Source organism: Streptomyces sp. NPDC037273, from assembly GCF_055603625.1.
Map to the genome: position 1 here is coordinate 45,922 of NZ_JBVJVO010000004.1, position 24,256 is coordinate 70,177.

At 72.4% G+C, this 24,256-nt stretch carries 21 protein-coding genes and 1 pseudogene; 14 read left to right on the plus strand and 8 right to left on the minus strand.

Translation table 11 applies throughout. From position 1 onward, the window contains the following. Positions 1-13 precede the first annotated feature (13 nt). From ACZ7G1_RS12405 to ACZ7G1_RS12460, 12 genes are all read left to right on the plus strand, one after another. Positions 14-1,042 carry an ABC transporter substrate-binding protein gene (locus ACZ7G1_RS12405; RefSeq protein WP_470871660.1) on the plus strand — a complete coding sequence of 343 codons (1,029 nt, stop codon included), beginning with the start codon at positions 14-16 and terminating at the stop codon, positions 1,040-1,042. A 1-nt stretch (position 1,043) separates the two neighbouring features. Continuing rightward, a complete protein-coding gene (locus ACZ7G1_RS12410) occupies positions 1,044-2,183 on the plus strand; it encodes an LLM class flavin-dependent oxidoreductase (RefSeq protein WP_470871659.1) in 1,140 nt (379 codons plus the stop codon). Next, positions 2,180-2,683: a flavin reductase family protein gene (locus ACZ7G1_RS12415; protein WP_470871658.1), complete on the plus strand. Its 504-nt coding sequence runs from the start codon at positions 2,180-2,182 to the stop codon at positions 2,681-2,683. Before ACZ7G1_RS12410 ends, ACZ7G1_RS12415 begins: the two co-directional genes overlap by 4 nt. After that, positions 2,680-3,579 (plus strand): ABC transporter permease, encoded by a 900-nt coding sequence (locus ACZ7G1_RS12420; RefSeq protein WP_470871657.1) that lies wholly within the window; start codon positions 2,680-2,682, stop codon positions 3,577-3,579. The genes ACZ7G1_RS12415 and ACZ7G1_RS12420 overlap by 4 nt, the downstream gene beginning before the upstream one ends. Continuing rightward, positions 3,555-4,331 carry an ABC transporter ATP-binding protein gene (locus tag ACZ7G1_RS12425; protein ID WP_470871656.1) on the plus strand — a complete coding sequence of 259 codons (777 nt, stop codon included), beginning with the start codon at positions 3,555-3,557 and terminating at the stop codon, positions 4,329-4,331. The genes ACZ7G1_RS12420 and ACZ7G1_RS12425 overlap by 25 nt, the downstream gene beginning before the upstream one ends. Next, entirely contained in the window at positions 4,328-5,680 is a 1,353-nt protein-coding gene (locus ACZ7G1_RS12430) for an LLM class flavin-dependent oxidoreductase (protein WP_470871654.1), read from the plus strand. The genes ACZ7G1_RS12425 and ACZ7G1_RS12430 overlap by 4 nt, the downstream gene beginning before the upstream one ends. A 68-nt stretch (positions 5,681-5,748) precedes the next feature. Further along, positions 5,749-9,570, plus strand: a complete 3,822-nt coding sequence (locus ACZ7G1_RS12435) for an ABC transporter ATP-binding protein (protein WP_470871996.1) — start codon at positions 5,749-5,751, stop codon at positions 9,568-9,570. Continuing rightward, a complete protein-coding gene (locus tag ACZ7G1_RS12440) occupies positions 9,567-10,598 on the plus strand; it encodes an aldo/keto reductase (protein WP_470871652.1) in 1,032 nt (343 codons plus the stop codon). The genes ACZ7G1_RS12435 and ACZ7G1_RS12440 overlap by 4 nt, the downstream gene beginning before the upstream one ends. Before the next feature lie 114 nt (positions 10,599-10,712). Next, positions 10,713-11,747, plus strand: a complete 1,035-nt coding sequence (locus ACZ7G1_RS12445) for an MDR family NADP-dependent oxidoreductase (RefSeq protein ID WP_470871650.1) — start codon at positions 10,713-10,715, stop codon at positions 11,745-11,747. A gap of 30 nt (positions 11,748-11,777) precedes the next feature. Further along, positions 11,778-12,170, plus strand: a complete 393-nt coding sequence (locus tag ACZ7G1_RS12450) for a MerR family transcriptional regulator (protein ID WP_470871648.1) — start codon at positions 11,778-11,780, stop codon at positions 12,168-12,170. 67 nt (positions 12,171-12,237) lie between these two features. After that, on the plus strand, positions 12,238-13,287 hold the full coding sequence (locus ACZ7G1_RS12455) for a hypothetical protein (protein ID WP_471204104.1): 1,050 nt from the start codon (positions 12,238-12,240) through the stop codon (positions 13,285-13,287). Positions 13,288-13,441: 154 nt separating this feature from the next. After that, a complete protein-coding gene (locus ACZ7G1_RS12460) occupies positions 13,442-15,265 on the plus strand; it encodes a CASTOR/POLLUX-related putative ion channel (RefSeq protein ID WP_470871645.1) in 1,824 nt (607 codons plus the stop codon). On the opposite strand, the gene ACZ7G1_RS12465 is transcribed toward ACZ7G1_RS12460, so the two are convergent. Then, positions 15,262-15,420, minus strand: coding sequence for a hypothetical protein (locus tag ACZ7G1_RS12465; protein ID WP_470872013.1), 159 nt, complete (start codon positions 15,418-15,420; stop codon positions 15,262-15,264). The two genes, ACZ7G1_RS12460 and ACZ7G1_RS12465, sit on opposite strands and share 4 nt — an antisense overlap. Further along, positions 15,413-16,481, minus strand: a pseudogene (locus ACZ7G1_RS12470) (hypothetical protein). The gene ACZ7G1_RS12465 and the pseudogene ACZ7G1_RS12470 overlap by 8 nt, the downstream one beginning before the upstream one ends. Positions 16,482-16,489: 8 nt before the next feature. Between ACZ7G1_RS12470 and ACZ7G1_RS12475 the strand changes: the two are divergent. Beyond that, complete coding sequence (locus ACZ7G1_RS12475; protein ID WP_470871994.1) at positions 16,490-18,385, plus strand: excinuclease ABC subunit UvrA; 1,896 nt, start codon at positions 16,490-16,492, stop codon at positions 18,383-18,385. 81 nt (positions 18,386-18,466) lie between these two features. On the opposite strand, the gene ACZ7G1_RS12480 is transcribed toward ACZ7G1_RS12475, so the two are convergent. Continuing rightward, a complete protein-coding gene (locus ACZ7G1_RS12480; protein WP_470871643.1) occupies positions 18,467-19,300 on the minus strand; it encodes a class II glutamine amidotransferase in 834 nt (277 codons plus the stop codon). A gap of 178 nt (positions 19,301-19,478) precedes the next feature. Beyond that, a complete protein-coding gene (locus tag ACZ7G1_RS12485) occupies positions 19,479-20,321 on the minus strand; it encodes an RNA polymerase sigma factor SigF (RefSeq protein ID WP_470871992.1) in 843 nt (280 codons plus the stop codon). A 184-nt stretch (positions 20,322-20,505) separates the two neighbouring features. Here ACZ7G1_RS12485 and ACZ7G1_RS12490 point away from each other — a divergent pair, with 184 nt between their 5' ends. Beyond that, a complete protein-coding gene (locus tag ACZ7G1_RS12490) occupies positions 20,506-20,928 on the plus strand; it encodes an ATP-binding protein (protein ID WP_470871642.1) in 423 nt (140 codons plus the stop codon). A 21-nt stretch (positions 20,929-20,949) separates the two neighbouring features. Here the strand turns inward: ACZ7G1_RS12490 and ACZ7G1_RS12495 are convergent, their stop codons facing one another. From ACZ7G1_RS12495 to ACZ7G1_RS12510, 4 genes are all read right to left on the minus strand, one after another. After that, positions 20,950-21,375 carry an SsgA family sporulation/cell division regulator gene (locus tag ACZ7G1_RS12495; RefSeq protein ID WP_470871640.1) on the minus strand — a complete coding sequence of 142 codons (426 nt, stop codon included), beginning with the start codon at positions 21,373-21,375 and terminating at the stop codon, positions 20,950-20,952. 134 nt (positions 21,376-21,509) lie between these two features. After that, complete coding sequence (locus ACZ7G1_RS12500; RefSeq protein ID WP_470871639.1) at positions 21,510-21,920, minus strand: STAS domain-containing protein; 411 nt, start codon at positions 21,918-21,920, stop codon at positions 21,510-21,512. Next, a complete protein-coding gene (locus ACZ7G1_RS12505; protein WP_470871990.1) occupies positions 21,917-22,483 on the minus strand; it encodes a B12-binding domain-containing protein in 567 nt (188 codons plus the stop codon). Before ACZ7G1_RS12505 ends, ACZ7G1_RS12500 begins: the two co-directional genes overlap by 4 nt. Positions 22,484-22,545: 62 nt before the next feature. Further along, a complete protein-coding gene (locus ACZ7G1_RS12510) occupies positions 22,546-24,231 on the minus strand; it encodes a PP2C family protein-serine/threonine phosphatase (protein WP_470871637.1) in 1,686 nt (561 codons plus the stop codon). Positions 24,232-24,256: the final 25 nt, after the last annotated feature.

Genomic DNA, 24,256 nt, shown 5'->3' on the forward strand with positions numbered 1-24,256 from the left:
CCCCTCAAGGCCGTTGAACCGCCGAGGCTTTCTCGCCCTGGGCAGCGGTGCGCTGCTGACGCTCGCGGGCTGCGCCTCCTCCGACGAGCCGGGTTCCACGAAGCTCGGCGCGCTCCCGACCCTGGCACCCGACAAGAGCACCGCCCTCCGCATCGGAGTGAGCACCACGGAGGCCCAGCTGGCTGCCGAGCCGTCGCTCGGCCCGCTGCCGTTCTCCGCCACATGGGTCCGCCTCAACGGCGGGCCGGAGACCATTCAAGGATTCCGTGCGGGGGCGGTCGACCTGGCCGCCAACGCCGGAATGCCGCCGATCCAGGCGCACGACATCGGCGTCGACGCCAAGATCGTCGCCATCTCGCACAACACGGCGGTCAACTACATCCCGACCACCCGGCCGGGCAGCGACATCAGGACGGCGAAGGACGTCGTCGGCAAGAAGATCGCCTTCTCCCAGGGCCAGGCGCAGGGCGTCACCATCCTGAAGTGGCTGAAGGAGAACGACATCTCCTACAAGGACGTGACCCTGGTTCCCCTGCCGAGTTCCCAGTTCCTGACCGCTCTCCAGGGCAAGCAGGTCGACCTCGCCCCGCTCACCGAGCCGTCGCTGACGAAGTATCTGAAGCAGTACGCGAGGGATGGCGCGCGGACTCTGCCCACCGACGTCCAGGACCTGCTGAGCCTGTTGTGGGCGCCCACGTCGGTGCTGGCCGACGACCGGAAGGCAGCGGCGATCCAGGCGTTCATCCCCATCTGGGTCAAGGGCAACAACTGGTCCTGGGAGAACCCCGGGAAGTGGATCGACTCCTACTACGTCAAGGACCAGGGCGTCACCAAGGAAGCCGGCGAACGGATCGTCAAGTCACGGAAGAAGCCGTTGTATCCGACGGACTGGGACTCCTCCATTGCCTGGGAGCAGTCGATCGCCGACCTCATGGCCGGCGCGGGATTCGTCAAGAAGTTCGACGTCAGCGTCCTGTTCGACCGACGGTTCGAGCACATCGCCGCGCAGGCCGCGCCCGCCGAGTACCGCGGGCAGGCCTGAGATGGGCGAGTACCTCTGGTACATCCCGAACACGGTCGAGCCCGGTCATCGCGGCGACGACACCCTCGACGGCTGGGACACGCTCGACCACTCGACGGAACTGGCGCGGGCGGTCGAACAGCACGGCTGGGCCGGGGCCCTCCTCGGCACCGGCTGGGGGCGACCGGACACCTTCACCGTCGCGGCGTCGCTCGCCGCCCGCACGACCACGTTCAAGCCGCTCATCGCGATCCGGCCCGGCTACTGGCATCCCGCGAACTTCGCGTCGGCCTCGGCCACGCTCGACCGGCTCAGCCAGGGACGGGTCCTGGTCAACATCGTCAGCGGACTGGACGACGCCGCGTCGTACGGCGACGGCGAGTTCGACCCGTCACGCCGCTACGAGCGCACGCTCGAGTTCCTCCGACTGGTCCGCCGCCTGTGGACCGAGGAGGAGGTGACCTTCCACGGAGAGCACTACCGGGTGGACAACTCCCGCGTGCGGCCCCGCCCTTGGGGCGCCGAACAGGGACGCCACCCCCGGCTGTACTTCGGAGGCGCGAGCCCGGCCGCCGAGCGGGTCGCCGCGCAGGAGGCCGACGTCCAGCTCTTCTGGGGCGAGCCGCTCGACGGCGTCGCCGGGCGGATCGACCGGCTGCGCGCACTCTCCGAGACCGTCGGACGCACCCACCGGCCGCTGGAGTTCGGGCTGCGCGTCACCACCGTCGTCCGGGACACCACGGAAGAGGCGTGGCGCGCGGCGGAGGAGAAGGTCGCCCGCATGGCCCAGCAGGGCCCACGTGCCCGGGAGGCGTTCCGGCGGCACGCGGCGGTCGGCCAGCAGCGCCTGCTCGACCTGGCGGAACGGGGCGAAGTCCTGGACACCTGCCTCTACACCGCGCCGGGCCGCTACGGAGGCGGCGGCGCCGGCACGACGTGGCTGGTCGGCTCCCCGCAGGAGGTGGCCGACGCGCTGCGGAGGTACCGGGCGCTGGGCGTGACCCACTTCGTGCTCTCGGACACCCCGTACAAGCAGGAGATCGCCCGGGTCGGCGACGGACTGCTCCCCCTGCTGAAGGAGCCCGACCCGACCGATCCGGCATCACCCACCGGAAGAAGCCCGCGGCTGCCGGCCGCGCACCCGACGGAGGCTTCCGTATGACCGCGGTGCTGCACGACACCACATCCCTGCGCGCCGTGTACGGCGCGTTCCCCACCGGCGTCACGGCGATCGCCGCCCTGATCGACGGAAAGCCGGTCGGGCTGGCGGCGAGCTCCTTCACGACGGTGTCCCTCGCGCCGCCGCTCGTCTCCGTATGCATGGCGCACAGCTCCCGTACCTGGCCGGTGCTGCGCCGCGCCGAGCGCCTGGGCATCAGTGTGCTCGGCGCGGAACACGGGCCGCTCTGCCGACGGCTCGCCGGTCCCAGTGAGGAGCGATTCGCCGGGGCCGCGTGGCAGACCACACCGGGCGGCGCGGTGCTCCTGCACGGAGCCGGCGCCTGGCTCGAGTGCTCGGTCGACAACGAGGTCCGCGCCGGGGACCACGACATCGCCGTGCTCCGCGTCCACGACCTGCGCCTCGACGAGGCGGTGGATCCCCTCGTCTTCCACTCCAGCACGTTCCGCTCGCTCACCCCTCGATCCCCGGAGCCCCGATGAACCTCGACATCGCACGTACGGGCGGAGGCACGGCCACCGTCACCGGCGGGCCGCGGAAGGCCCCTCCGGCCTCCGCACCGCCGCCGCCCCCGGAAGCCGGCGGTCTGGTCCCGGCGCGCCGGCGACGCCTCGGCCGCGGCAAGTCCATCCCGTTCGGCAGGCTCCTCGGCCCCCTGCTGGTCATCGTGGTCTGGTGGGCGGCCTCGGCGGCCGGCTGGCTGGACCCGCGCAAGCTGTCGTCCCCCTCGTCGGTCCTGACCTCGGCCCAGGAACTGTGGACCAGCGGACGGTTGCAGGACAGCGTGCAGACCTCGCTGACCCGCGCGCTCCTCGGCCTCCTGATCGGGGTCGTGGCGGGCGTCGTGCTGGCACTCGCGTCCGGGCTCTCCCGCGTCGGTGACGCCTTCGTGGACGGCACACTGCAGGTCAAGCGCTCCATCCCCAACCTCGCCCTGCTTCCCCTGCTGATCCTGTGGCTCGGGATCGGCGAGACGATGAAGGTCGTCGTCATCGCGCTCGGTGTGCTGGTGAGCATCTACATCAACACGCACGCGGGGCTGGTCGCCATCGACGCCCGCTACGTCGAACTCGCCGAGGCACAGGGGCTCTCCCGCCGGCAGTTCCTGCGCAAGGTCGTGCTGCCCGCCGCTCTGCCCGGCTTCTTCACCGGCCTGCGGCTGGCCGTGACCGCCGCCTGGCTCGGCCTGATCGTGGTCGAGCAGATCAACGCCACGTCGGGAATCGGCTACATGATGTTCCAGGCCCAGCAGTACGCGCAGTCCGGGATCATCCTCGTCGGCCTGGTGCTGTACGGCACCTTCGGATTCGTCTCCGACGCCCTCGTCCGCCTGGCGGAAGGGAGGGTGCTGTCGTGGCGCCGTACGATCACCGCCTGAGCGGCACCCCGGTGGCCGAAGCCGTGGATTCCGCCGCCGTCCGCATCAGCGACCTGACCCGGTCCTTCGGGGACCGCCGCGTGCTCGACCGCATCGATCTGACGATCGCCCGCGGCGAGTTCACGGCGCTGCTTGGACGCAGCGGATCGGGCAAGAGCACCCTGTTGCGCGCGGTCGCCGGTCTCGACCACGGCACGGTCGGCACGGGGGAGATCCTCGTACCGGAGCGGGTCTCGCTGGTGTTCCAGGACTCCCGGCTGCTGCCGTGGCTGAGGATCCTCGACAACATCGTCCTCGGTCTGCCCGGGAAGGACGCCCGGGCACGCGGACGCGCCGCCCTGGACGAAGTCAGCCTGGCCAAGCGGGAATCGGCCTGGCCGCACGAACTGTCCGGCGGTGAACAGCAGCGGGCCGCGCTGGCCCGGTCACTGGTGAGCGCGCCGGAGCTGCTGCTCGCCGATGAGCCCTTCGGCTCCCTGGACGCGCTGACCCGCATCCGCATGCACCGGCTGCTGCGCCGCCTGTACGAGACACACCGACCCGCCGTGCTGCTCGTGACCCACGACGTGGACGAGGCGGTGACCCTCGCCGACCGCGTACTCGTCCTCGACGACGGGGAGTTCGTCCAGGACCTGCGCATCGACCTGCCCGCGGAACGCGACCCCGGCGACTCCCGGTTCCAGCACTACCGCACCACCCTGCTCGGCGCCCTGGGCGTCCTGCCCGCCCACCGCACGAAGGAACAGTCATGAGCAAGCGAGCCGAACAACTCCATCTCAACGCCTTCCTGATGGGGGTCGGCCACCACGAGGCCGCCTGGCGGCTGCCGGAGTCGGACCCGTACGCAGGCTGGGACGTCGCGCACTACCAGAACCTCGCCCGGATCGCCGAACGGGGAAGGCTCGACTCGCTGTTCCTCGCCGACAGCCCGGGCCAGCACGGCGACCCGGCGCGCAGGCCGGCCGGACAACTCGAACCGACGGTGCTCCTGACGGCGCTCGCCGGGGCGACCGAGCACATCGGCCTGATCGCGACCGCGTCGACGTCGTACAACGAGCCGTACAACCTGGCCCGCCGGTTCGCCTCCCTCGACCACGTGTCCGGCGGACGGGCCGGATGGAACATCGTCACGACCGCCGGCGCGGACGCGGCCCGCAACTTCGGCCTCGACGACACGCCCCCGCACAAGGAGCGGTACGCCCGCGCCGACGAGTTCCTCGAAGTCTCCGCCAGGCTCTGGGACAGCTGGGCCGACGACGCGATCGTGGCCGACAAGGGTGCCGGCATCCACGCCGACGCCGCGAAGGTCCGCAGGATCGACCACGCCGGGCGGTTCTTCCGCGTCGACGGCCCGCTGAACCTCCCCCGCTCACCGCAGGGCCATCCGCTCCTGGTGCAGGCCGGCTCGTCCGAGAACGGCAAGGCGTTCGCCGCCCGCTGGGCGGAGGCGGTGTTCACCGCGCAGCAGACCCTCCAGGAGGCCCAGGCCTTCTACGCCGACCTGAAGGAGAGGGCGGCGGCTCACGGACGCGATCCCCACGGGATCAAGATCCTGCCGGGCATCGTGCCCGTCATCGGCGACACCGAGGCCGAGGCGGCGGAACTCGACCGTGAACTCGAACGGCTGATCAGCCCCGAGTTCGCCAGGCGGCAACTCGCCCGGCTGCTCAAGCTCGACCCCGACGCCCTCGACCTGGACGGCGAGCTGCCCGACGACCTGCCGTCCGAGGACGAGATCGAAGGCGCCAAGAGCCGGTACACCCTGATCGTGGACCTGGCCCGGCGGGAGAAGCTGACGGTACGACAGCTCATCGGCCGGCTCGGCGGCGGTCGCGGGCACCGGACGTTCACCGGCACGCCCGTCCAGGTGGCCGACGCGATCGAGGAATGGTTCGACAACGGCGCAGCCGACGGGTTCAACATCATGCCGCCGGTACTGCCGTCCGGACTCGAGGTGTTCGTGGACAAGGTCGTGCCGATCCTTCAGGAACGCGGCCGGTTCCGCACCGACTACACCGGCACCACCCTGCGCGAGCACTACGGACTGCCCCGCCCCGCCGACTCGTTCACGCCCGCACCGGCTGTCGGGGCGTCCGTGTGACCGTCACCTCCTGTAGCACCGCGGACCGTACGACCCAGGCGGTCCCCGAACCGGTCGCACCGGGGTGGGTGCGCCGGCTGACCCGGTACTGCCTGGCCTACCGCGCCGACCTGGCCTGGGCGTACGGTGCCGCGCTGGTCGCGGCGGTCGCCACGGCCGTACTGCCGCTCGTCCTGCGCCATGTCGTGGACGGCGTCGAGGAGCCGACGGCACGTCTGACCCCCTGGGTCGCGCTGCTGCTCGGCATCGGAGCGCTGCGGTTCGGGGCGAGCTTCCTCCGCCGGTACTGCTCCGGACGGGTATCCCTCGGCGTGCAGTACGACCTGCGCAACGACGCCTTCGCCACGCTGCTGCGGCTCGGCGGCAACCAGCAGGACGACCTGCACACGGGCCAGGTCGTCAGCCGCGCCATCTCCGATGTGACGCTCATTCAGATGCTGTTGCAGTTCCTGCCGAACATGTTCGGCAACGCGCTGATGTTCGCCATGTCGGTGGTCCTGATGGCGTCGCTGTCACCGCTCCTGACCCTCGTCGCCCTCGTCGTGGGGCCGGTGCTCTGGCTGATCGCCTTCCGCAGCCGCCGCGACCTGTTCCCGGCCCACTGGCACGCGCAGCAGGAGGCCGCGGAGGTCGCGTCGACCGTCGAGGCGGCGGTCGCGGGCGTCCGCGTCGTCAAGGGCTTCGGGCAGGAACGGCGCGAGCTGGACGCCTTGGAGCGGCGGTCGCGCGGCCTGTTCTCCTCCCGGGTCCGCATCGCCCGGCTGACCAGCAGGTACAACCCGGCGCTCCAGGCCGTCCCGGCACTCGGGCAGGTCGCCGTGCTGGCACTCGGCGGCTGGCTGGCGCTGCACGGCAGGATCTCCCTCGGCACGTTCGTGGCGTTCACCGCGTACCTCGGTTCGTTCGTGACGCCCGTCCGCCAAGTGGCCATGCTGCTCACCGTGTGGCAGCAGGCGCGCGCCGGAGTGGAGCGGGTGCTCGACGTCGTCGACGCGCCCTCCGACATCACCGACGCACCGGACGCCGTCGACCTCCCGGACGGGCCGCCGGCCCTCGAGTGGGACGGCGTGGTGTTCGGCCGCGACCGGACGGCCGGACCGCTCCTGGACGGGTTCACCCTGCGGGTCGAACCGGGGGAGACACTGGCACTCGTCGGTGCGGCCGGGTCCGGCAAGTCCACGGCGGCGTCGCTGCTGCCCAGGTTCTACGACCCGGCCGCCGGTACGGTCCGGGTCGGCGGCACCGACGTGCGCGAGGTGCGGCTGGCCGATCTGCGGGCCCGTATCGGCTTCGTGTTCGAAGAGCCGCACCTCCTGTCCGACACCGTGGGCGCGAACATCGCCTACGGTCGCCCGGACGCCCCGTACACCGAGATCCGTCACGCGGCACGGCTGGCCCAGGCGGACGGATTCATCACCGCCCTGCCGGACGGCTACGACACCCTGATCGGCGAGCAGGGCCTCACGCTCTCCGGCGGGCAGCGCCAGCGGATCGCGCTGGCCCGGGCGATCCTGCACGACCCCGCCGTCCTGGTACTCGACGACGCCACCTCGGCGATCGACGTCCAGGTCGAGACGGCCATCCACACCGGGCTGCGTCAACTGGCCCGTAAGCGAACGACGTTGCTCATAGCCCACCGGGCGTCGACGCTGGAGCTGGCCGACCGGGTCGCCGTGCTCGATCGCGGCCGGGTCGTCGACATCGGCACGCCCTCGGAGCTCCAGGCGCGCAGCCCCCTCTACCGGTCGCTGCTGTCCCCCGACGGCCAACCCGGCGAACTCGGCGTGGACGCGGCCTCGGCGGCGGAGCCCCCGCGCCCGCGCGGCGTGACCGAGGAGCTCTGGCGCGGCCACCCGGACACACCCCCGGCCCGCCGGGACGTCGGCGTCCGGGTCGCCGCCGCCTACGCGCAGGCCGCCGCGACCTCCGGACCGGGCCGTGCGGGGCACGGGGCGGGCCTGCTCGGCGGCGCCCCGCCCAGCGCCGAACTCCAGGACCGGCTGGCCGCGTTGCCGCTCGAGGACACCGACCCGAAGGTCACGCCCGGGCAGGCACGCGCCTGGGACCCGCACTTCGGGCTGCGGTCGCTGATACGCCCGTTCCGCCTGCCCCTGCTCGCCGGTCTCGCGCTCGTCGCTGCCGACGCGCTCGCCCAGATCGCCGTCCCGGTACTCGTCCGGCACGGCGTCGACAGCGGCGTCACCCGGTCCGAGCCCGCTGCGCTGCTGCTGATCGCCGCCGTCGCGGCGACGGTGGTGCTGCTCGGCTGGCTGGTCAACATCGCCCAGGTACGGGTGACAGGCCGCACGGGTGAGCGCCTGCTCCACACCCTGCGGGTGCGCACCTACGCCCAGCTGCAGCGGCTCGGTCTCGACTACTACGAGCGCGAGCCGGCCGGCCGGATCATGACCCGGATGACCACGGACGTGGACGCGCTGTCGGCGTTCCTGCAGACCGGTCTGGTGACCTTCGTGGTCTCTCTGCTGACGACCCTCGGCGTGCTCGCCGCCCTGCTCGTGATCGATGCCGGACTCTCCGTCACCCTGCTCCTCATCCTGCCGGGCCTGGTCGCCGCCACGATGGTCTTCCGCTCGCGGTCGTTGCCCGCGTACCTCGAAGCGCGGGAGCGGGTCAGCGCGGTCAACGCGTACCTCCAGGAGAACGTGAGCCTCATCCGGGTCACCCAGGCGTTCGGCCGTCAGGCGCACAACGCGCGGGACTTCGCCGAGCTGGCCCGGGCGTTCCGCGACGCCCGGCTGCGGGCCCAGCGGCTCATGGCGACGTTCTTCCCGTTCGTCGAGTTCCTGAGTACGGCCGCGAGCGCTGCCGTCCTGGTGATCGGCGCCGGGCACGTACGCGACGGCCGGCTCACGGTGGGAACCCTGATCGCGTTCCTGCTCTACGTCGAGCTGTTCTTCTCACCGATCCAACAGCTGTCCCAGGCCTTCGACGGCTACCAGCAGGCGGTCGTGGGGCTCGGCAGGCTGCGCACCCTGATGCGCGAACCGGTCGGCACGCCCACCGCCGCGCACCCCCTGCCGGTGAGCGAGCTGCGCGGCGAGATCGAGTTCGACCGGGTGTCCTTCGCCTACCGGGACGGCGAACGCGCGGTGCTCCACGAGGTGAGCCTGCGCGTCGCCGCCGGACAGACCGTGGCTCTCGTCGGTACGACCGGCGCGGGCAAGTCGACGATCGTCAAACTCGTCGCCCGGTTCCACGACCCGACGACCGGGACCGTACGGGTCGACGGCACCGACCTGCGCGCACTGGACCCGGCCGCATACCGGCGTCGGCTGGGACTCGTCCCGCAGGAGACGCACCTGCTCGGCGGCACTGTCCGCGACACGATCGCGTACGGCCGCCCCGACGCCACCGACGCGGAGGTGGAGGCCGCGGCGCGCGCGGTCGGCGCGCACGAGATGGTGGCCGGGCTGCCCTCCGGCTATCTGACCGAGGTCGGCGAACGCGGCCGAGGCCTCTCCGCGGGCCAGCGGCAACTGCTCGCGCTCGCGCGGGCCGAACTCGTCGACCCGGACATCCTGCTCCTGGACGAGGCCACCGCCTCCCTCGACCTGGCCAGTGAACGCCGGGTGGCCGCCGCGACGGCCGCCCTCACCCGGCGGCGCACCACCCTCGTCGTGGCGCACCGGCTCACCACCGCCGCCCGCGCCGACCAGGTGATCGTCCTGCGCGACGGCAGGGTCGCCGAGGCCGGCACCCACCAGGAACTCCTCGCGGCCCACGGCCCGTACCGCCGCCTGTGGGACGCGTTCCGCGCCGCCGGCACCGCGGCCGACGTCGACCGACTCGCCGAAGCCGCGGCAGCGCCCGGACGGCGGCCCACTCCCACGGCCATACCCACCACCATTCCCACGGAAGGAACGTCATGACCATCCCGTACCGGCCCTTCGGCCGCACAGGTGTGCAGGTGAGCGCGCTCGCCCTCGGCGCGATGAACTTCGGCGCCCGAGGCAACCCGAGCCACGAGGACGGGGTGGGCATCATCCACCGCGCCCTCGACGCCGGGATCAACATCATCGACACGGCCGACGTGTACTCGCAGGGGGAGTCCGAGGAGATCGTCGGCGAGGCGCTGGCGGGCCGCCGGGACGACGTCTTCCTGGCCACCAAGTTCCACGGCCGCATGGGCGAGGACGTCAACCGGTTCGGCAACTCGCGGCGCTGGATCCACCGCGCGGTCGAGGACAGCCTCCGGCGGCTGCGGACCGACCACATCGACCTCTACCAGGTGCACCGCCCGGAGGAGGACACGGACTTCGACGAAACCCTCGGCGCCCTCTCCGACCTCGTCCACCAGGGCAAGGTCCGCTACCTCGGCACCTCCACGTTCCCGCCCTCCCGGATCGTCGAAGGCCAGTGGACCGCGGAGCGGCGGGGCCGCGAGCGCGTGGTGTCCGAGCAGCCGCCCTACTCGATCCTGACCCGAGGCGTCGAGGCCGAGGTACTCCCGGTGGCACAGCGGTACGGACTCGCCGTGATCCCGTGGAGCCCGCTCGCCGGCGGTTGGCTGACCGGGCGCTACCGAGCAGGCCGGCCACAGCCGGAATCCAGCCGGGCGGCCCGCCAGCCGGGACGCTTCGACGTCGACAGCACCGAGAACGCCGCCAAACTGGAGGCCGTCGAGGCCCTCGCCGTCCTGGCCGAGCAGGCCGGCATCACCCTCATCGAGCTCGCCCTCGGCTTCGTGCTCTCCCACCCGGCCGTCACCGCCCCCATCATCGGCCCGCGCACCCTGTCCCAGCTGGAGGAGCAGCTCGGGGCGGCGGACAGCCCCCTGCCGCCGGACGTACTCGACGAGATCGACAAGATCGTCCCACCGGGCACCACCCTCTCGGCGCGGGACGCGGGATACGTCCCACCCGGCCTCCACGACACGAGAGCACGCCGGCAGGCCTAGGCGACCCCTCCTCGGCGTGCTCCGGCGGGCGGCCGCCAGGAGGGTTGACCCTCACCCACGGGTCAGGGGTTAGCGTCACCGGACCTCACCCCCGAACCGCCCCCGGAGACCCGTATGACGGCCACAGAGCTGCCCGCCTCCACCCTGGAGGTCCGCCTCGCCTCGGTTCCCGAAGGCCTCCCCGAACCCCGGCACTTCACCCTGTCCCGGAGCCCGTTGCCCGCACCGGCACTCGGCCAAGTGCTGGTGAGGAACCGGTACTTCCTCGTCTTCCCCGGCCTGCGGACGCTCATCGGCGGCCGGACGAAGGGCCTCCCGTTGCCCTTCCTGGCCGCCGGGGACGTCCTCTTCGGCCCGGCCGTCGGCGAGGTGGTCGCCGCGCCGGGGGACGGGCCGCTGAAGCCCGGCGACACCGTCGTGCACATGGCCGGCTGGCGTGACCATGCGCTGCTGCCCGCCGCCGACGTCGCCCCCACGGACGGCGCCCTGCCCACGCCGGTCGCACACCTGGCCCAGGGAGCGGCTCCGTACGGAGCGCTGACCCGGCTGGTCAAGGTCCGCCCCGGCGACAGCGTCCTGGTCACGGGAGCGGCCGGCGCCGTGGGCACCCTCGCCGGGCAGATCGCCCGCCTGCTGGGCGCCACCACGGTGATCGGCACCACCCGTTCGCCGCACAAGGCCGACCGGCTCGTACGGGAGCTGGGCTACGACCGCGTCCTGCTGGCCGGCCCCGGACAACGGCCGTTCGCCGAGCAGTTGGCGGCGGCGGTCCCCGACGGCCTGGACGTGGTCCTGGACACCGTCGGCGGCGAGCAGCTGACCGTCGCCCTGGACGCCGCTCGCCCCGGCGCCCGGGTGGCCCTCGTCGGCGCACTGGCCGGACAGATGTCCGCGCACACGGCCGGCGAGAGGTCGCCCGCCGAGATCGACACCTTCGGTCTGGTGGTCCGGGGCATCACCCTGACCGGATACTCCGGAGCCGACCACCCAGGCGTGGAGGAGGAGTGGGCCCGCCGCTTCGGCGCCTGGCTGCGCTCCGGCGAGATCTCCTTCCCGTACACCGAGATCGAGGGAATGCACGCGGCCCGCGCCGCGTTGCCCGAACTGATCGCCGGCCGCCATTTCGGCGCGGTGATCGTACGGTTGTAGCCGACGCCGGGCATACGAGGGAGGCGGGGAGTGCGGATCGGTGACGCGGCCGCGGCCGCGGGAACGACGCCGAGGGCGCTGCGCCTGTACGAGGCGCGCGGCCTCCTGCCGCCCGCCGAGCGCACCCCGTCCGGCCAGCGCCGATACGGCGACGCCGACGTCGCGCTCGTCCGCGTCATCCGCGACCTGCTCGCCCTCGGCCTCACGATCGAAGATCTGAGCACCCACGCGGACCGGCTTCCCCTGCTGGCACGCCAACCGGCCCCCGCCTGCGGCTCGGCCGAGGCCGCCGGCGGCGGCAGCGGCCTCGCTCCGGTCGTCGACCGGCGCATCGCCGCCCTGGACGCCGAGATCGCCCGCCTGACCCGCCGCCGCGACGAACTGGCCCGCCGGACCGCGCGTCGGCGACGCGTGGGAGCCTGAAGTGATCAACACGGCGGGAACGACCAAGCAGGGCGTCAGTAAGTAACAGGCAGGTACGGGGGTTGTGGTGAGTCAGGTGCTCTATGGCGAGCGGTCGTGGAATCCGTTGGCTCGGACGGTCGAGCTGACCGAGGAGGAGCTGCGCAGGGGCGGCAGGGTCACGCCCCTGGGCGAGTTGAACCTGGGGGCCATGGCCGAGGCCTACCAACGCGGACAGTGGCTCGGCGGCGGCGGGACCGAACGTCCGCTGACGCGGCTGGCACAGGGGCCCGGAATCGTACCGGTGACCCGCGTCACCGGCACCAGTACGCCGCTGAGGGTACGTCAAGCCGCTGACTTCGCACAGCAGTTGGGCGAGCTTGCCGTGCGGCTGAGCGGCGGGCCGGAGAGTGTGGGCACGCTGGCCCGGCGGGCCTGGACCGAAGGCGTCCCGCTGTGGATCGCTCGCCGGTACGCCGAAGGTCCCGCCGGGCCGATCGCCGTCGCCGTGGACCGGCGCCAGTTCCGCGTCGACGTATGGGGACCCCAAGCCCCGGTCGTACGGCTGCGGGCACCGCAGGGTTTCCAGCGGGAGTCGAGCGACCCCGCCAAGGGGCTGCGCCTGACCGTCGGCGACGATCCCGCCGCCCTCAGACTGGCGAAGAAGCTGCGCAAGTCGAAGAGCTCCGTGGAAGTGGAACTGTCGGGGCGACGGTGGCTGCTGCGGCGCTCCACCACGACCAGTTCATGGCTGCTCCGTGACGAACAGCCCGTCGCCCTCCTGACACGTCCACCACGGCGACAGACCCCCGACCCGGGATCGGTCCTGCTCCCTCTCGCCCCCGTGCGCCACGAGACCCCGGACCCGCTGGACGCGGTCATGGCACACGTCTTCGCGGTCGCCTTCGGCCTCGGTGACACGACGGGCCTCGCGCGTTTCCGGTCCGTGCGGAGCCGGACGAACGGCGGTGATCCGGTCGTCACCGACACCGACTGGGACCGCTCCTGGTTCAGCAACCTGGGCAGCGGCAGCGACGACAACGAGCCCGGCGGGGGAGACGGCTGGGGCTCGGACGGCGGCGACTCGGGCGACTCCGGCGGTGGCGACGGCGGGGGAGACGGCGGAGGCGGCGACTAGGGCCTCTCCGGCGGATCAGGCCTGGAACAATGATCGTTCGCGCCAGGTCGAGCCAGGGGTACGACCTGTGCCGCAGGCCGACGATGACGGGCATGGGGGCATGGGAGTGCGTGGCAGGCTGCGGACGCGGTTCAGGTACTGGTTCGACGGGACGATGGATCGGGGCACGCCGGCACTCATCAGCTGGCTCGCGCTGGCCTCGGTGCTGCTCATCGGGTGCGCCTCGACCCTGGTCGTGCTCTTCACCGACACCGACGCCGAGGACAACGGCGGCTGGTTCGGCGTGGCCTGGATGAGCGTGCTGCGCACCCTCGACGCCGGAACCATGGGCGGGGACACGGGCAGCCCTGTCTTCCTGGGGCTCATGCTCGCGGTGACGATCGGTGGCATCTTCCTGGTCAGCGCCCTGATCGGTGTCCTGACCACCGGCCTCAACCAGAAGATCCACGAGCTGCGCAAAGGCCGGTCACAGCTGATCGAACGCGGTCACACGATCGTCCTCGGCTGGTCTGACCAGGTCTTCACGGTCATCGCGGAGCTCGTCGAGGCGAACCAGAGCGAACGGCGTTCGTGCGTCGTCGTCCTCGCCGACCGCGACAAGGTCTCCATGGAGGACGCCATCCGGGCCCGCATCCCCGAGACCGGCAGCACCCGCGTCATCTGCCGCTCCGGCAACCCGCTCGTACGGACCGACCTGGAGCTGGTCAGCCCGGACACGGCGAAATCGATCATGGTGTTGCCGCCGGGGGGCGAGGACAAGGACGTCGAGGTCATCAAGATCCTCCTGCTGCTGAACAGCCGGCGGTGGCGGGGCGTCCGGCCGCACGTGGTCGCCGCGGTGCACGACTCGGAGAACATCGCCGCGGCCCGGCTGGCGGCGGGCGAAGGCGCGCTGGTGATCGACGCCGAGGACATCGCCGTACGTCTCATCGCGCAGGCCCACCGGCAGACCGGGCTCTCGGGCGTGTTCAACGAACTGCTCAGTTTCGTCGGCAACGAGTTCTACCTCCGCGAAGAGCCCGCGCTCGTGGGGAAGACGTACGGAGAGGCACTCCACGCCTACGAGGTCGGTGCTCCGGCCGGATTGCGACGGGCGGAAGGCCAGGTGCTGGTCAACCCGCCCATGGACACCGTCATCGGTTCCGGCGACCTCCTCCTCGTGATCGCGCAGGACGACCTGCTCATCCGGCCGGCCCGGACCCGTCCACGGATCGTCGAGTCCGCCATCACCTCGGCCCCCGCCGAGCCGCCGCAGCTGGACCGCACCCTCCTCATCGGCGAGAACTCCCGTACGACCAAGCTCGTCACACTCCTCGACAGCTTCGTCCAGCCCGGCTCCACCCTGGACATCGCCGCGCCCCGCCGGCCCGACGCCGCACTGCGTCAGGGGACCGCGCACCTCACCGTGGGGTACAAGCACTGCGAACCAACCCGCCGCTCATCCCTGGAGGCCCTTGAGCTGGGCGGCTACCAGCACATCGTCGTCCTCTCCGACGACACGATCGCCCCCGGCCCGGCCGACGACCGGACCCTCGTGACCCTGCTCCACCTGCGCGACATCGAGGAACGGCTCGGCGACCCGTACTCGATCGTCACGGAGATGAACGACGACGCCAACCGCGAAGTCGCCCAGGTCACGAAAGCCGACGACTTCATCGTCAGCACCAAGGTCATCAGCCTGCTCCTGACCCAGCTGAGCGAGAACCGCGACCTGTACGACGTCTTCACGGACCTCTTCAACCCCGACGGCTCGGAGATCTACCTCAAGCCGGCCTCCGACTACGTCGTCCCCGGCGCGGAGGCCGACTTCGCCACGGTCGTCGAGGCGGCGCGACGCGAGAGCGAGACGGCGATCGGCTACCGCCTCGCCCGGCACAGCGAGGAGCCGCCCACGTACGGGATCTTCCTCAACCCGTCCAAGAACGCCCCACTCGTCCTCGGCCCCGAGGACGCGGTCGTCGTGCTGGCCGAAGGCTAGGCGGGGCGGGGCGCAGCACGGCGCCACGGTGCCGGCCCGATGACGATGTCGGTCTGCCGCTCGGCGGCGTCCACGCCCGGACGCAGCGCGTCGAAGTCGCCGTAGGGCACGCGCAGCAGCTCCGCCCGGCCGTCCGACCGGGGCCCGCTAGTCACCGCGGTCGTCCTGCAGCAGGTTGCGGCGCTCCTGTTCGCGCTTGGAGCAGGCGGCTGCCCGGATCGCCTCGTCGCTCTCCAGGCCCGATCCCAGCGCGCCGCCCACCGTGGCGACCGAAGCGACGAACCAGGACAGCGTCCAGTACACCGAGGCGTGCAGCGGCGTCTGTGTGGTGGAGCGAACAACCGTTCGTTGAGGACCGACGGTCATGACCGTGGACGCGTTGTGGAGAGCCGCCCGCTTCCTCGCCTCCGGCGAAACCTCGTCCGTTCCATGCCACCGGTCCGCGTCCACGATCAGCCAGCCGATCATGAGCGCGACGGACCCGACCGCGGCGACCACCAGGCGTGACGTGCTCAGGGAGCTGGCCAGGCTCCAGACGGTGGAGTTCACGGTGGCGACCGTTCCCGTGGCGAGTGCGGCCGCCAGGGCCTTCGACAGACCCGGCACCAACCGCCACGGCTGGTTGGCGCGGACCATGCCGAAGAGCACCCTCAGGTATCCGCGTGGCCCCATGACGACGTACCGGAGATCGGCGATCTCCTCCTCACCGGCCTGGCCCGGACGGATGGGCGCGAGACGACCGGTGAAGGGCCCCCGCAGTGGCTGACTTCCCTCAGGCCCCTCAGGCCCCTCAGGCCCGGTGGCCTGCGGGCCCGCCAAGCTGAGCACGGCTTCTTCCACGGCCTGCCGGGCCCTGGTCTGCAGCCGGAAGCCCCCTCAGCGCGGGAAGGGAGAGCAGCGCCAAGCCGTGTTCGTGACTCAGATCCACCACGAGCTCGCGCCCATGCGAGTGCAGCGGAAGGTCGGTGAGGGCCACGACGATGTCCCAGTTCCCCTCACGGCCACGGTCCATGATCCGGCGCGTCAAGGTGGACAGGTCCTCGGTCCCCGCCGTGAAGGGCTCACTCACCGCCTCGACGTCGAACCGTCGTCCCCGGCCCCACCTGTCGGCGAGCCGGTCGGGAAGCATCCGCGCCATGCGCTGCGCGATCTCCGTCGGCGTATCCGGGTCCGCCAGAAGAGCCACGACCGTAACGTCCTGAGACGACACCCGTATGACTCCTTATCGTCGGCTGCCCCCATCGGCTGGAAGCCGAGTCGTTCTCCCCCAACACCCCGGCCGGCGCCTGCCCGGAGTGCCACGGACTGGGCGTCGTGCACGACGTCGCCGAGGACCTGCTCGTCCCGGATCCCTCGCTGAGCATCCGCGAGGGGGCGATCGCCGCGTGGCGGGGCGCCTGGCAGGGCGCCAACCTGCGCAGTGTCGTGAACGGCCTGGGGATCGACATCGACCGGCCGTGGCGCAGGCTCAGGAAGAAGGACCGGGACTGGCTGCTGTACACGGACGAGCAGCCCTCCGTGTACATCGAGCCGGAGGAGGGCCGCATCGACTACGGGTACCAGGGGAAGTTCTGGAGCGCCCGCAAGCACGGCGAGAGGACGCGCGAACGGGCGCTGCGGTTCGTCAGGAGCGTGCCCTGCCCCGCTTGCCACGGCAGCGGACTGCGGCCCGAGGCGCTCGCCGTGACCTTCGCCGGACGTTCCATCGCCGAGATCAACGCGATGCCGCTCACCGAGGTCCTGGCGCTGCTATGGCCCGTCGCGGGGCGGTCCGAGGCCGACGCCACCACGTCGACCGCCCGATCCGGGGAGACGACCGAGGTCGCGGTCCGGCTCTGCGGCGACCTTGTCGCCCGGATCGAGGTACTGCTCGACCTGGGCCTGGGATATCTCGGCCTCGGGCGCCGCTCGACGACCCTGTCGCCGGGCGATCCGCAGCGCCTGCGGATCGCCACCCAGCTGCGCTCGGGGCTGTTCGGCGTCGCCTACGTCCTCGACGAACCCTCCCCGGTCGCCGGTCTCGAGCGGGTCGGGGAGTCGGCCACGGGCCAGCACCTGTTCGGGCGCGCCCGGCCGCTCGATCACCGCCCGCGCACACCGCACGGCTGGCTGCACCTGCGCGGCGTCTCCCGGCACAATCTGCGCGACGTGTCCGTCGACGTGCCGCTCCGCGTACTGACGGCGGTGACGGGCGTGTCCGGTTCCGGGAAGTCGACGCTGGTGACGCAGGTGCTCGCCGAGGTCGTCCGCGGCCACCTAGGCCTCGCACCCGAGGAACCCGACGAGGCGCGGCTGGAGGTCGACGTCCAGGACGCGTCGGGGGTCGAGTCGTTCGACCGCCTGGTCCGGGTCGACCAACGGCCCATCGGCCGGACGCCCCGCTCCAACCTGGCCACGTACACCGGGATGTTCGACGCGGTGCGCAAGCTGTACGCGGCGACGGACGAAGCCAGGGCGCGCGGATACTCGGCCGGGCGGTTCTCCTTCAACGTGCCCGAGGGACGGTGCGAGACCTGCCAGGGCGAAGGATTCGTCGCGGTGGAACTGCTGTTCCTGCCCGGCACCTACGCCCCGTGCCCCACCTGCGAGGGCAGCCGGTACGACGCCGAAACGCTGGAAGTCACTTATCGCGGCAAGAACATCGCGGACGTCCTGGCGCTGTCCGTCGACGACGCCGCCGACTTCCTGTCCGCCGTCCCCGCCGCCTCCCGCAGTCTGGAGACGCTGCGCGAGGTGGGACCGGGGTACCTGCGGCTGGGCCAGCCCGCGACGGAACTCAGCGGCGGTGAGGCGCAACGCATCAAACTGGCCACCGAACTGCAGCGAGCCCGCCGCGGGCACGCGCTCTACCTGCTCGACGAGCCGACGGCGGGGCTGCACCCCTCGGACATCGCGCTCCTGCTGCGACAGCTGCACCGGCTCGTCGACGCCGGCAACACGGTCGTCCTCGTCGAGCACGACCTGGACACGATCACCACCGCCGACTGGGTCATCGACCTCGGTCCGGGCGGCGGCGACGCGGGCGGGCGGGTCGTCGCGGCGGGCCCGCCGGCCAAGGTGGCGAGGGCCCGGCGCAGCGCCACCGCGCCCTATCTCGCGGCCCGGCCGGCGCGCTCCTGACCACCGTGCGAGCGGCTGAGTACGGGTCAGCCGGCACTCGGCCACCGCGCGACGCACGGAAGCGTCTTCCCGGCGGTACGGTCAGACCGCCGCCGGAGCGAAGCGGCGGAGTTCGTCCGCGCCCGGCTGTACGACGCCGTAGCTGTTCTCCGGCACCTCGTTCCAGGCGCCCGGCAGATCTCCCAGGGGCTCGGAGACGACGAGGCGGGTCTCCTCCGAGACGCCGCGCAGGAACGCGACGTCGGGGTGGAGGCGGCGCAGGGCGTCGACGCGGCTGCTGTAGAAGAGCGAGCGGGACGCCCGGGCGGTGGAGTAGCGGAAGACCCAGACGCGCTCGCCGTCGGTGAGGGCGAGCGTCATCTGGAGGGGGTTTTCCACCCCGTGATCGCGTCCGACCCGCTCCACGACGCCCGCCATCATGGCGACGGCCGCGGGCGGGTCGTCGTCGAGGCCGTAGGTGAGGGCCAGGTAGAACATGACCTCGGAGTCCGTGGTGCCCTCGATGTCGGCGTAGAGCGCGGGGTCGACGAGCAGGGTCAGGTCGCGGCGCAGCAGCGGGAAACTCGCGATGGCGCCGTTGTGCATGAACATCCAGCGGCCGTGCCGGAAGGGGTGGCAGTTCGACTGCTGCACGGCCGTGCCGGTCGAGGCCCGGATGTGGGCGAAGAAGAGCGGGGACTCGACGTGGTCCGCCAGCTCGCGCAGATTGCGGTTGTTCCACGCGGGCCCGATCTCCCGCAGCAGCGCGGGGGTGCCGGTGTGCTCCGAGTACCAGCCGATGCCGAAGCCGTCGCCGTTGGTCGTCTCCACGCCCATCCTGGAGTGCAGGCTCTGGTCGATCAGGGAGTGGTCGGGCTGGTAGAGGAGCGTTTCGAGCAGCACCGGCGTCCCCCGGTACGCGAGCCACCTGCACATACGCGATCACCTGAATCCCTGTGCGGCACCGGTCCGGCATGCCGTCCGGTCCTCTCATTCTCGACACCGCCGCTCCGGGACGCCACAGCGGCGGTGCCCCGGGCAGCGTCCGTAGTGCCCCTCGTGCCCCGACGGCTGCCCGTCCCGGCCCGGCCTCCGGCCGGCGGTCGCGTACGGATCAGCCGGCGCCGGTGCCCAGCAGGCCCTCGCGCAGGCGCTTCACGGTGCGCGAGAGGAGCCGTGAGACGTGCATCTGCGAGCAGCCCAGCCGCTCACCGATCTGCGCCTGGGTCAGTTCCTCGACGAACCGCATGTGGATGATCCGGCGGTCGCGCTCGTCGAGGTCGGCGATGAGCGGAGCCAGCGAGTGGAAGTCCTCCACCAACTCCATGGCGGGGTCCTCGGTGCCGATGAGGTCGGCCAGCGAGGCGTCGTTGTCCTCGTCCTCGCCGCTGAGGGCGGCGTCGAGCGACGAGGAGTTGTAGCCGTTGGAAGCCAGTTGGGCCTCGGTGACCTCCTCCTCGCTGAGGCTCATCAGCTCGGCCAGTTCCCTGACCGTCGGCATCCGTCCCAGGCGGGTGCTGAGTTCCTCGTTCGCCTTGGCCAGCTCCACGCGCGCCTCCTGGAGCCTGCGGGGTACGTGCACCGCCCAGGAGGTGTCCCGGAAGAACCGCTTGATCTCGCCGACGATGTAGGGGACGGCGAAGGTGGTGAACTCGACCTCGCGCGAGAGCTCGAACCGGTCGATCGCCTTGATCAGGCCGATCATGCCGACCTGGACGATGTCCTCCATCTCGTCGGCGCGGTGCCGGAAGCGCCCGGCGGCGTAGCGGACCAGGCTCATGTTCATCTCGATGAGGGTGTTCCGCGCGTACTGGTACGCGTGCGTCCCCTCCTCCAGCGTCGCGAGCTCCCTGAAGAAGACCTTCGACAGGGCCCTCGCGTCCCTGGGTGCGACCGCCGACGTGTCCGGGATCTCCGGCAGCGCCCGTGTTCCGGACTCGACTCCCGCCATCGACATCGTGGTGACCGTCACACCTGTCTCCTTTCACGTCTGTTCCTCATGGGTACGCGTGGCCCGAGACTGGCCGCCTACCCCGACTTCTCGCGTTCAGACCTGTCGAATCCGCGTGAGTTTCCGGTTGGTTCCTCCCCGCCGTGCGAGGGGCAGACGGTAAGCCTGACCGACCCTGAGGAGGAGAGACATGACACGGGACCCCTCGATGAGGGCCGTCGGCTGGGCACGTTCACTGCCGATGGGCAGCAGCGTGAAGACGGCCCGCGACTGGACGCGCGAGCACCTGGCGGCGCTCGGCTGGGACCGTACCGCCCCCGGCGTGGCGGACTCCGTCGTGCTGGCGGTCTCCGAACTCGTCACCAACGCCCATGTGCACGCCCGCAGCGACGCGCAGCTGATCCTCACCTGGGACGAGGAGTGCCTGCACGTCACCGTGCACGACGCCTCCCCGCGGGTGCCCGAGCAGCGCAGCCCGGACGACGGCGCGCCGGGCGGCCGCGGACTGTTCCTGGTCGACGCCCTCGCCGACGACGTGCGGACCCGTCTCTGCCCGCGGGGCAAGGACGTCACGGCCTGTTTCCGTCCGGCCGACCGCGGCCGTTCCGGCTGAGGGAACCGCTTCCGCCGCACTTCAGCGCCCCAGGGACGCGAGCAGCGGACCCCAGTCGATGTGGCGTTCCTCCGTGCCGTGCGGTACCAGGGCGAAGGTCTCGCGCACGAAGCGGCCGATCGCCTCCTGCTCGCAGCGGACGACGGCGCACTGTGCCGCCGGCCCGAGCCGGAGCAGGAGCCCGCCGTCGGGGGTGGGACGGATCCGGACCTCGCCGTCGCCGGTGGGGCCGAGCGATCCGGCGAGGATCATGTCGCGGTCGACGCGCCACACCACCGGGTCCTCGTCGAGGAGGTGGAAGGCGATGCTCAGGGCATGGGGGTCGCGGGAGTCGTAGCCGACCGTGGTGCCGATCCGGACCGCCGCGTCCGCGGTGAACAGGTCCATGGCCATCGGCTGGACGAGGCCGCGCGGTGCGGGGAGCGGTGCGACGGGGGACTGGGGCATGAGGGCCTCCGGCTGAGGGGCTGTCAGGGAGCGACTGCGGTGTCCGCTTGTCCCCTCCCGTCCCTGTTACACCTCGTGCCGTCGTGGTGGATGCGTCGATGGTGTCGCGATTCGGTGAAGGCCGTGAAGGTCCGTCAGGGATCGGCGGGACGGGAGCCCTCCGCCGTGCCGCTCAGGACGTCGCCGTCGGGTCCCGCGGTCTCGGACCGGCCTGTCAGGTGCTCGTAGGTGCCGGTGAGGAGGAGCAGCCGGTCGAGGAAGGGCGGTCTCAGATCGAGGTGCAGCGGGACGCCCGCGGCCCCGGCGAGCCGGTGAAGGGCCAGCAGGGCGGAGAGGCCCGTCGAGTCGCAGAGGGTGAGCCGGGCGCAGTCGACGCGGAGGTCCGTCGGGGCGTTCCCCGGGGCGAGGCGGGCCCGGACCGCGTCCAGCAGTTCGTCGGCGCTGTCCCAGGCCAGGTCGCCGGCGAGCGCCACGTACAAGGTTCCGTCGGGCGCGGCGCCGGCCTCGACGCCGAAGGTGTGGTCGGGGGTGTCGGGGGTGGTCACGAGCGGGGCCCCGGGGCGGGCGAGTCGGGTACGGGGAGGAGGGCGCGGCGCCCGGCGGCGACGTGCGCCGGCGTGCGGGGGAAGTCGCGTTGCGCGTCGGCGAGCAGGTCGAGGGCGGCGACCAGGGCGCCGCCCGGCACACCGCGGGCCCGGACGATCCCGGCGGTCCAGGTGACGAAGCCGGTGAACAGCTCGGGGTCGTCGGCGTAGCGGGAGGCGCCGAGGAAGCCGCGGCCGCGCGGGGCTTCGGCGAGGAGCCGGGCGGGTAGGGCGTGCCACTCGCCGTCGACGCGGGCGACGGTGACGTGCCGGGGCGTCTCCCCGGTCTCCGGCCGGGGCCCGGCCGCGCCCGCCGTGCGGTGGGCGAGGGCCGCGACGGCCCGGTCCCGGATGGCGGTGGCGGCGTGCTCCTGGGCGAGGCCGATGCGGCCGGCGGCCCCTTTCGCGCCGATTCCGGCCTGGACGGGGCCGATCACGTCGAGGAGGAGGTCATCGGCGGGGGCTCCGGCGTCGTGGGCGCCGTGGACGGCGGCGGTGGCGGCCGGTTCGTCCCTCGTCTCCAGGGCCGCCTACTGCCGTCGGCGGGTGGCGGCGAGGACGGCGGCCGGGGTGGTGGTCCGCGTGCTCATACGGTGTACCTGCCCCGGGTGTGGCCGTTCACCGCGGACAGATGGGTGGTGTGCGGCGCGGTGATGGCGACGACCGCCATGTCGTCGTGAGGGCCGTCGCCCACCCAGTCCCCGGCGAGCGTCTGCACGCGCTCGACGACGGCCTCGGCCGGGAGCCCCACGCACTCGGAGAGCGCGGAGCGCAGCCGGTCCTCGCCGAACATGGCGGGGCCGAGCGGCCCGCCCCGGGCCTCCGTGATCCCGTCCGTGTAGAGCAGACAGGTCTCGCCGGGGGAGAGGTCCACGGTCGCGGACCGGCTGGTGACGACGGGGAGGGCGCCCACCAGGGTCCCGCCGGTGTCGGCCTCCTCCACCTCTCCCGTGGCCCGCAGGACGAGCGGGCGGGGGTGGCCGGCGCTGGTGAGCCGGAGCCGCACCCGGCCGCCCGTGCGCCGCACCGAGGCCAGGACCAGGGTGGCGAAGCGGGTGTGCCGGGCGGTCAGCAGGGCGCCGTTGAGCAGCCGCAGGACGTCCTGGTGGTCGCCGGCGAGGGGCAGCAGGGCCTGCACGGTGCTGCGGATCCGGCCCGTGAGCACGGCGGCGTCCAGCCCCTTGCCGCACACGTCGCCCAGGACGGCGAGCGTGTCGCGGCCGTCGTCGGTGCCATGGTGCACGTCGTAGAAGTCGCCGCCGATCCGCTCGGTGTCCCGGGACGTGCGGTAGCCGCCGGCGAAGTCGACGCCGTCGACGTGGTGGAGCCGGGGCGGGAGGAGTTCGGCGATCAGCGCGCGGGTGACGCGGGCCTGCTCCGCGTAGAGCCGCGCGGCCGAGAGGGCGGCGCCCGCCCGGGCGGCGAACAGCCGGGCGAAGTGCTCCTCGGAGGCGTCGAAGGCCCGCTGTCCGCCGCGCCGCAGCAGGACCAGGGCGCCCGCGGGCACGCCGTGGCCGGGCAGCGGGGTGATGGCGACGGACCCGGGAGTCCCCCCGAAGCCCTCGGGCACGGCCCAGGGCGGCAGTTCGGCCGGGTCGATCCAGCGGGCGGGCACCGGCGGGAAACCCCGGAGCGCCTCGGCGAGACCGGGCACGACGGCCGGGTCCAGGGTGAGCTGCGTCCGCTCGAAGCCCCCGGCCATGGCGGTGACCACGGTGGAGCGGTTCCGCATCCCGGGCGGGGAGACCACGAGGGCCGCGTCGCCGAGGTGGTCGGCGGCGAGCAGGGCCGCCTTCTCCAGGCAGCGGTCGGGGTTGAGCGAGGCCAGCAGCTGGGTGGAGGCCTCGGCCAGGATCGCGTGGCGCTCCCGTTCGGTGCGCAGGGCGTCCTGCGCGGCCGTCAGGTCGGTGTCGTCGATCAGCCACCAAGCCACGTCGCCGTGGCCGGACTCGGTGGGGTGGGCCCTCAGGAGCCTGCCGTCGTGTCTGCCGCGCAGCGGCGTGGGTCCCGCCCCGGCGGGGGCCGCCGCGGCGGGTGCGCGCGCCGGGCGGGCCAGCCGCCGGTGGGCGTCGGCGAGCCATCGCGGGACGGCTTCGTCCAGCCCCCTGCCGACCCCCAGTCGCGGGAAGAGGTCGGCCGCGGCGGCGTTGAACTCCACGACGCCGCCCTCGCGGTCGGCCACCACCGCAGGGTGTGGCGCACCGTGCCACCAGGGGTTCCTCGCTTCCGCGGTCTCCCGGGAGCGGCTGGACTCGTCCTCGAAAACAGTCATAAGCGTGGCCCGCGTGTCCTGGCCC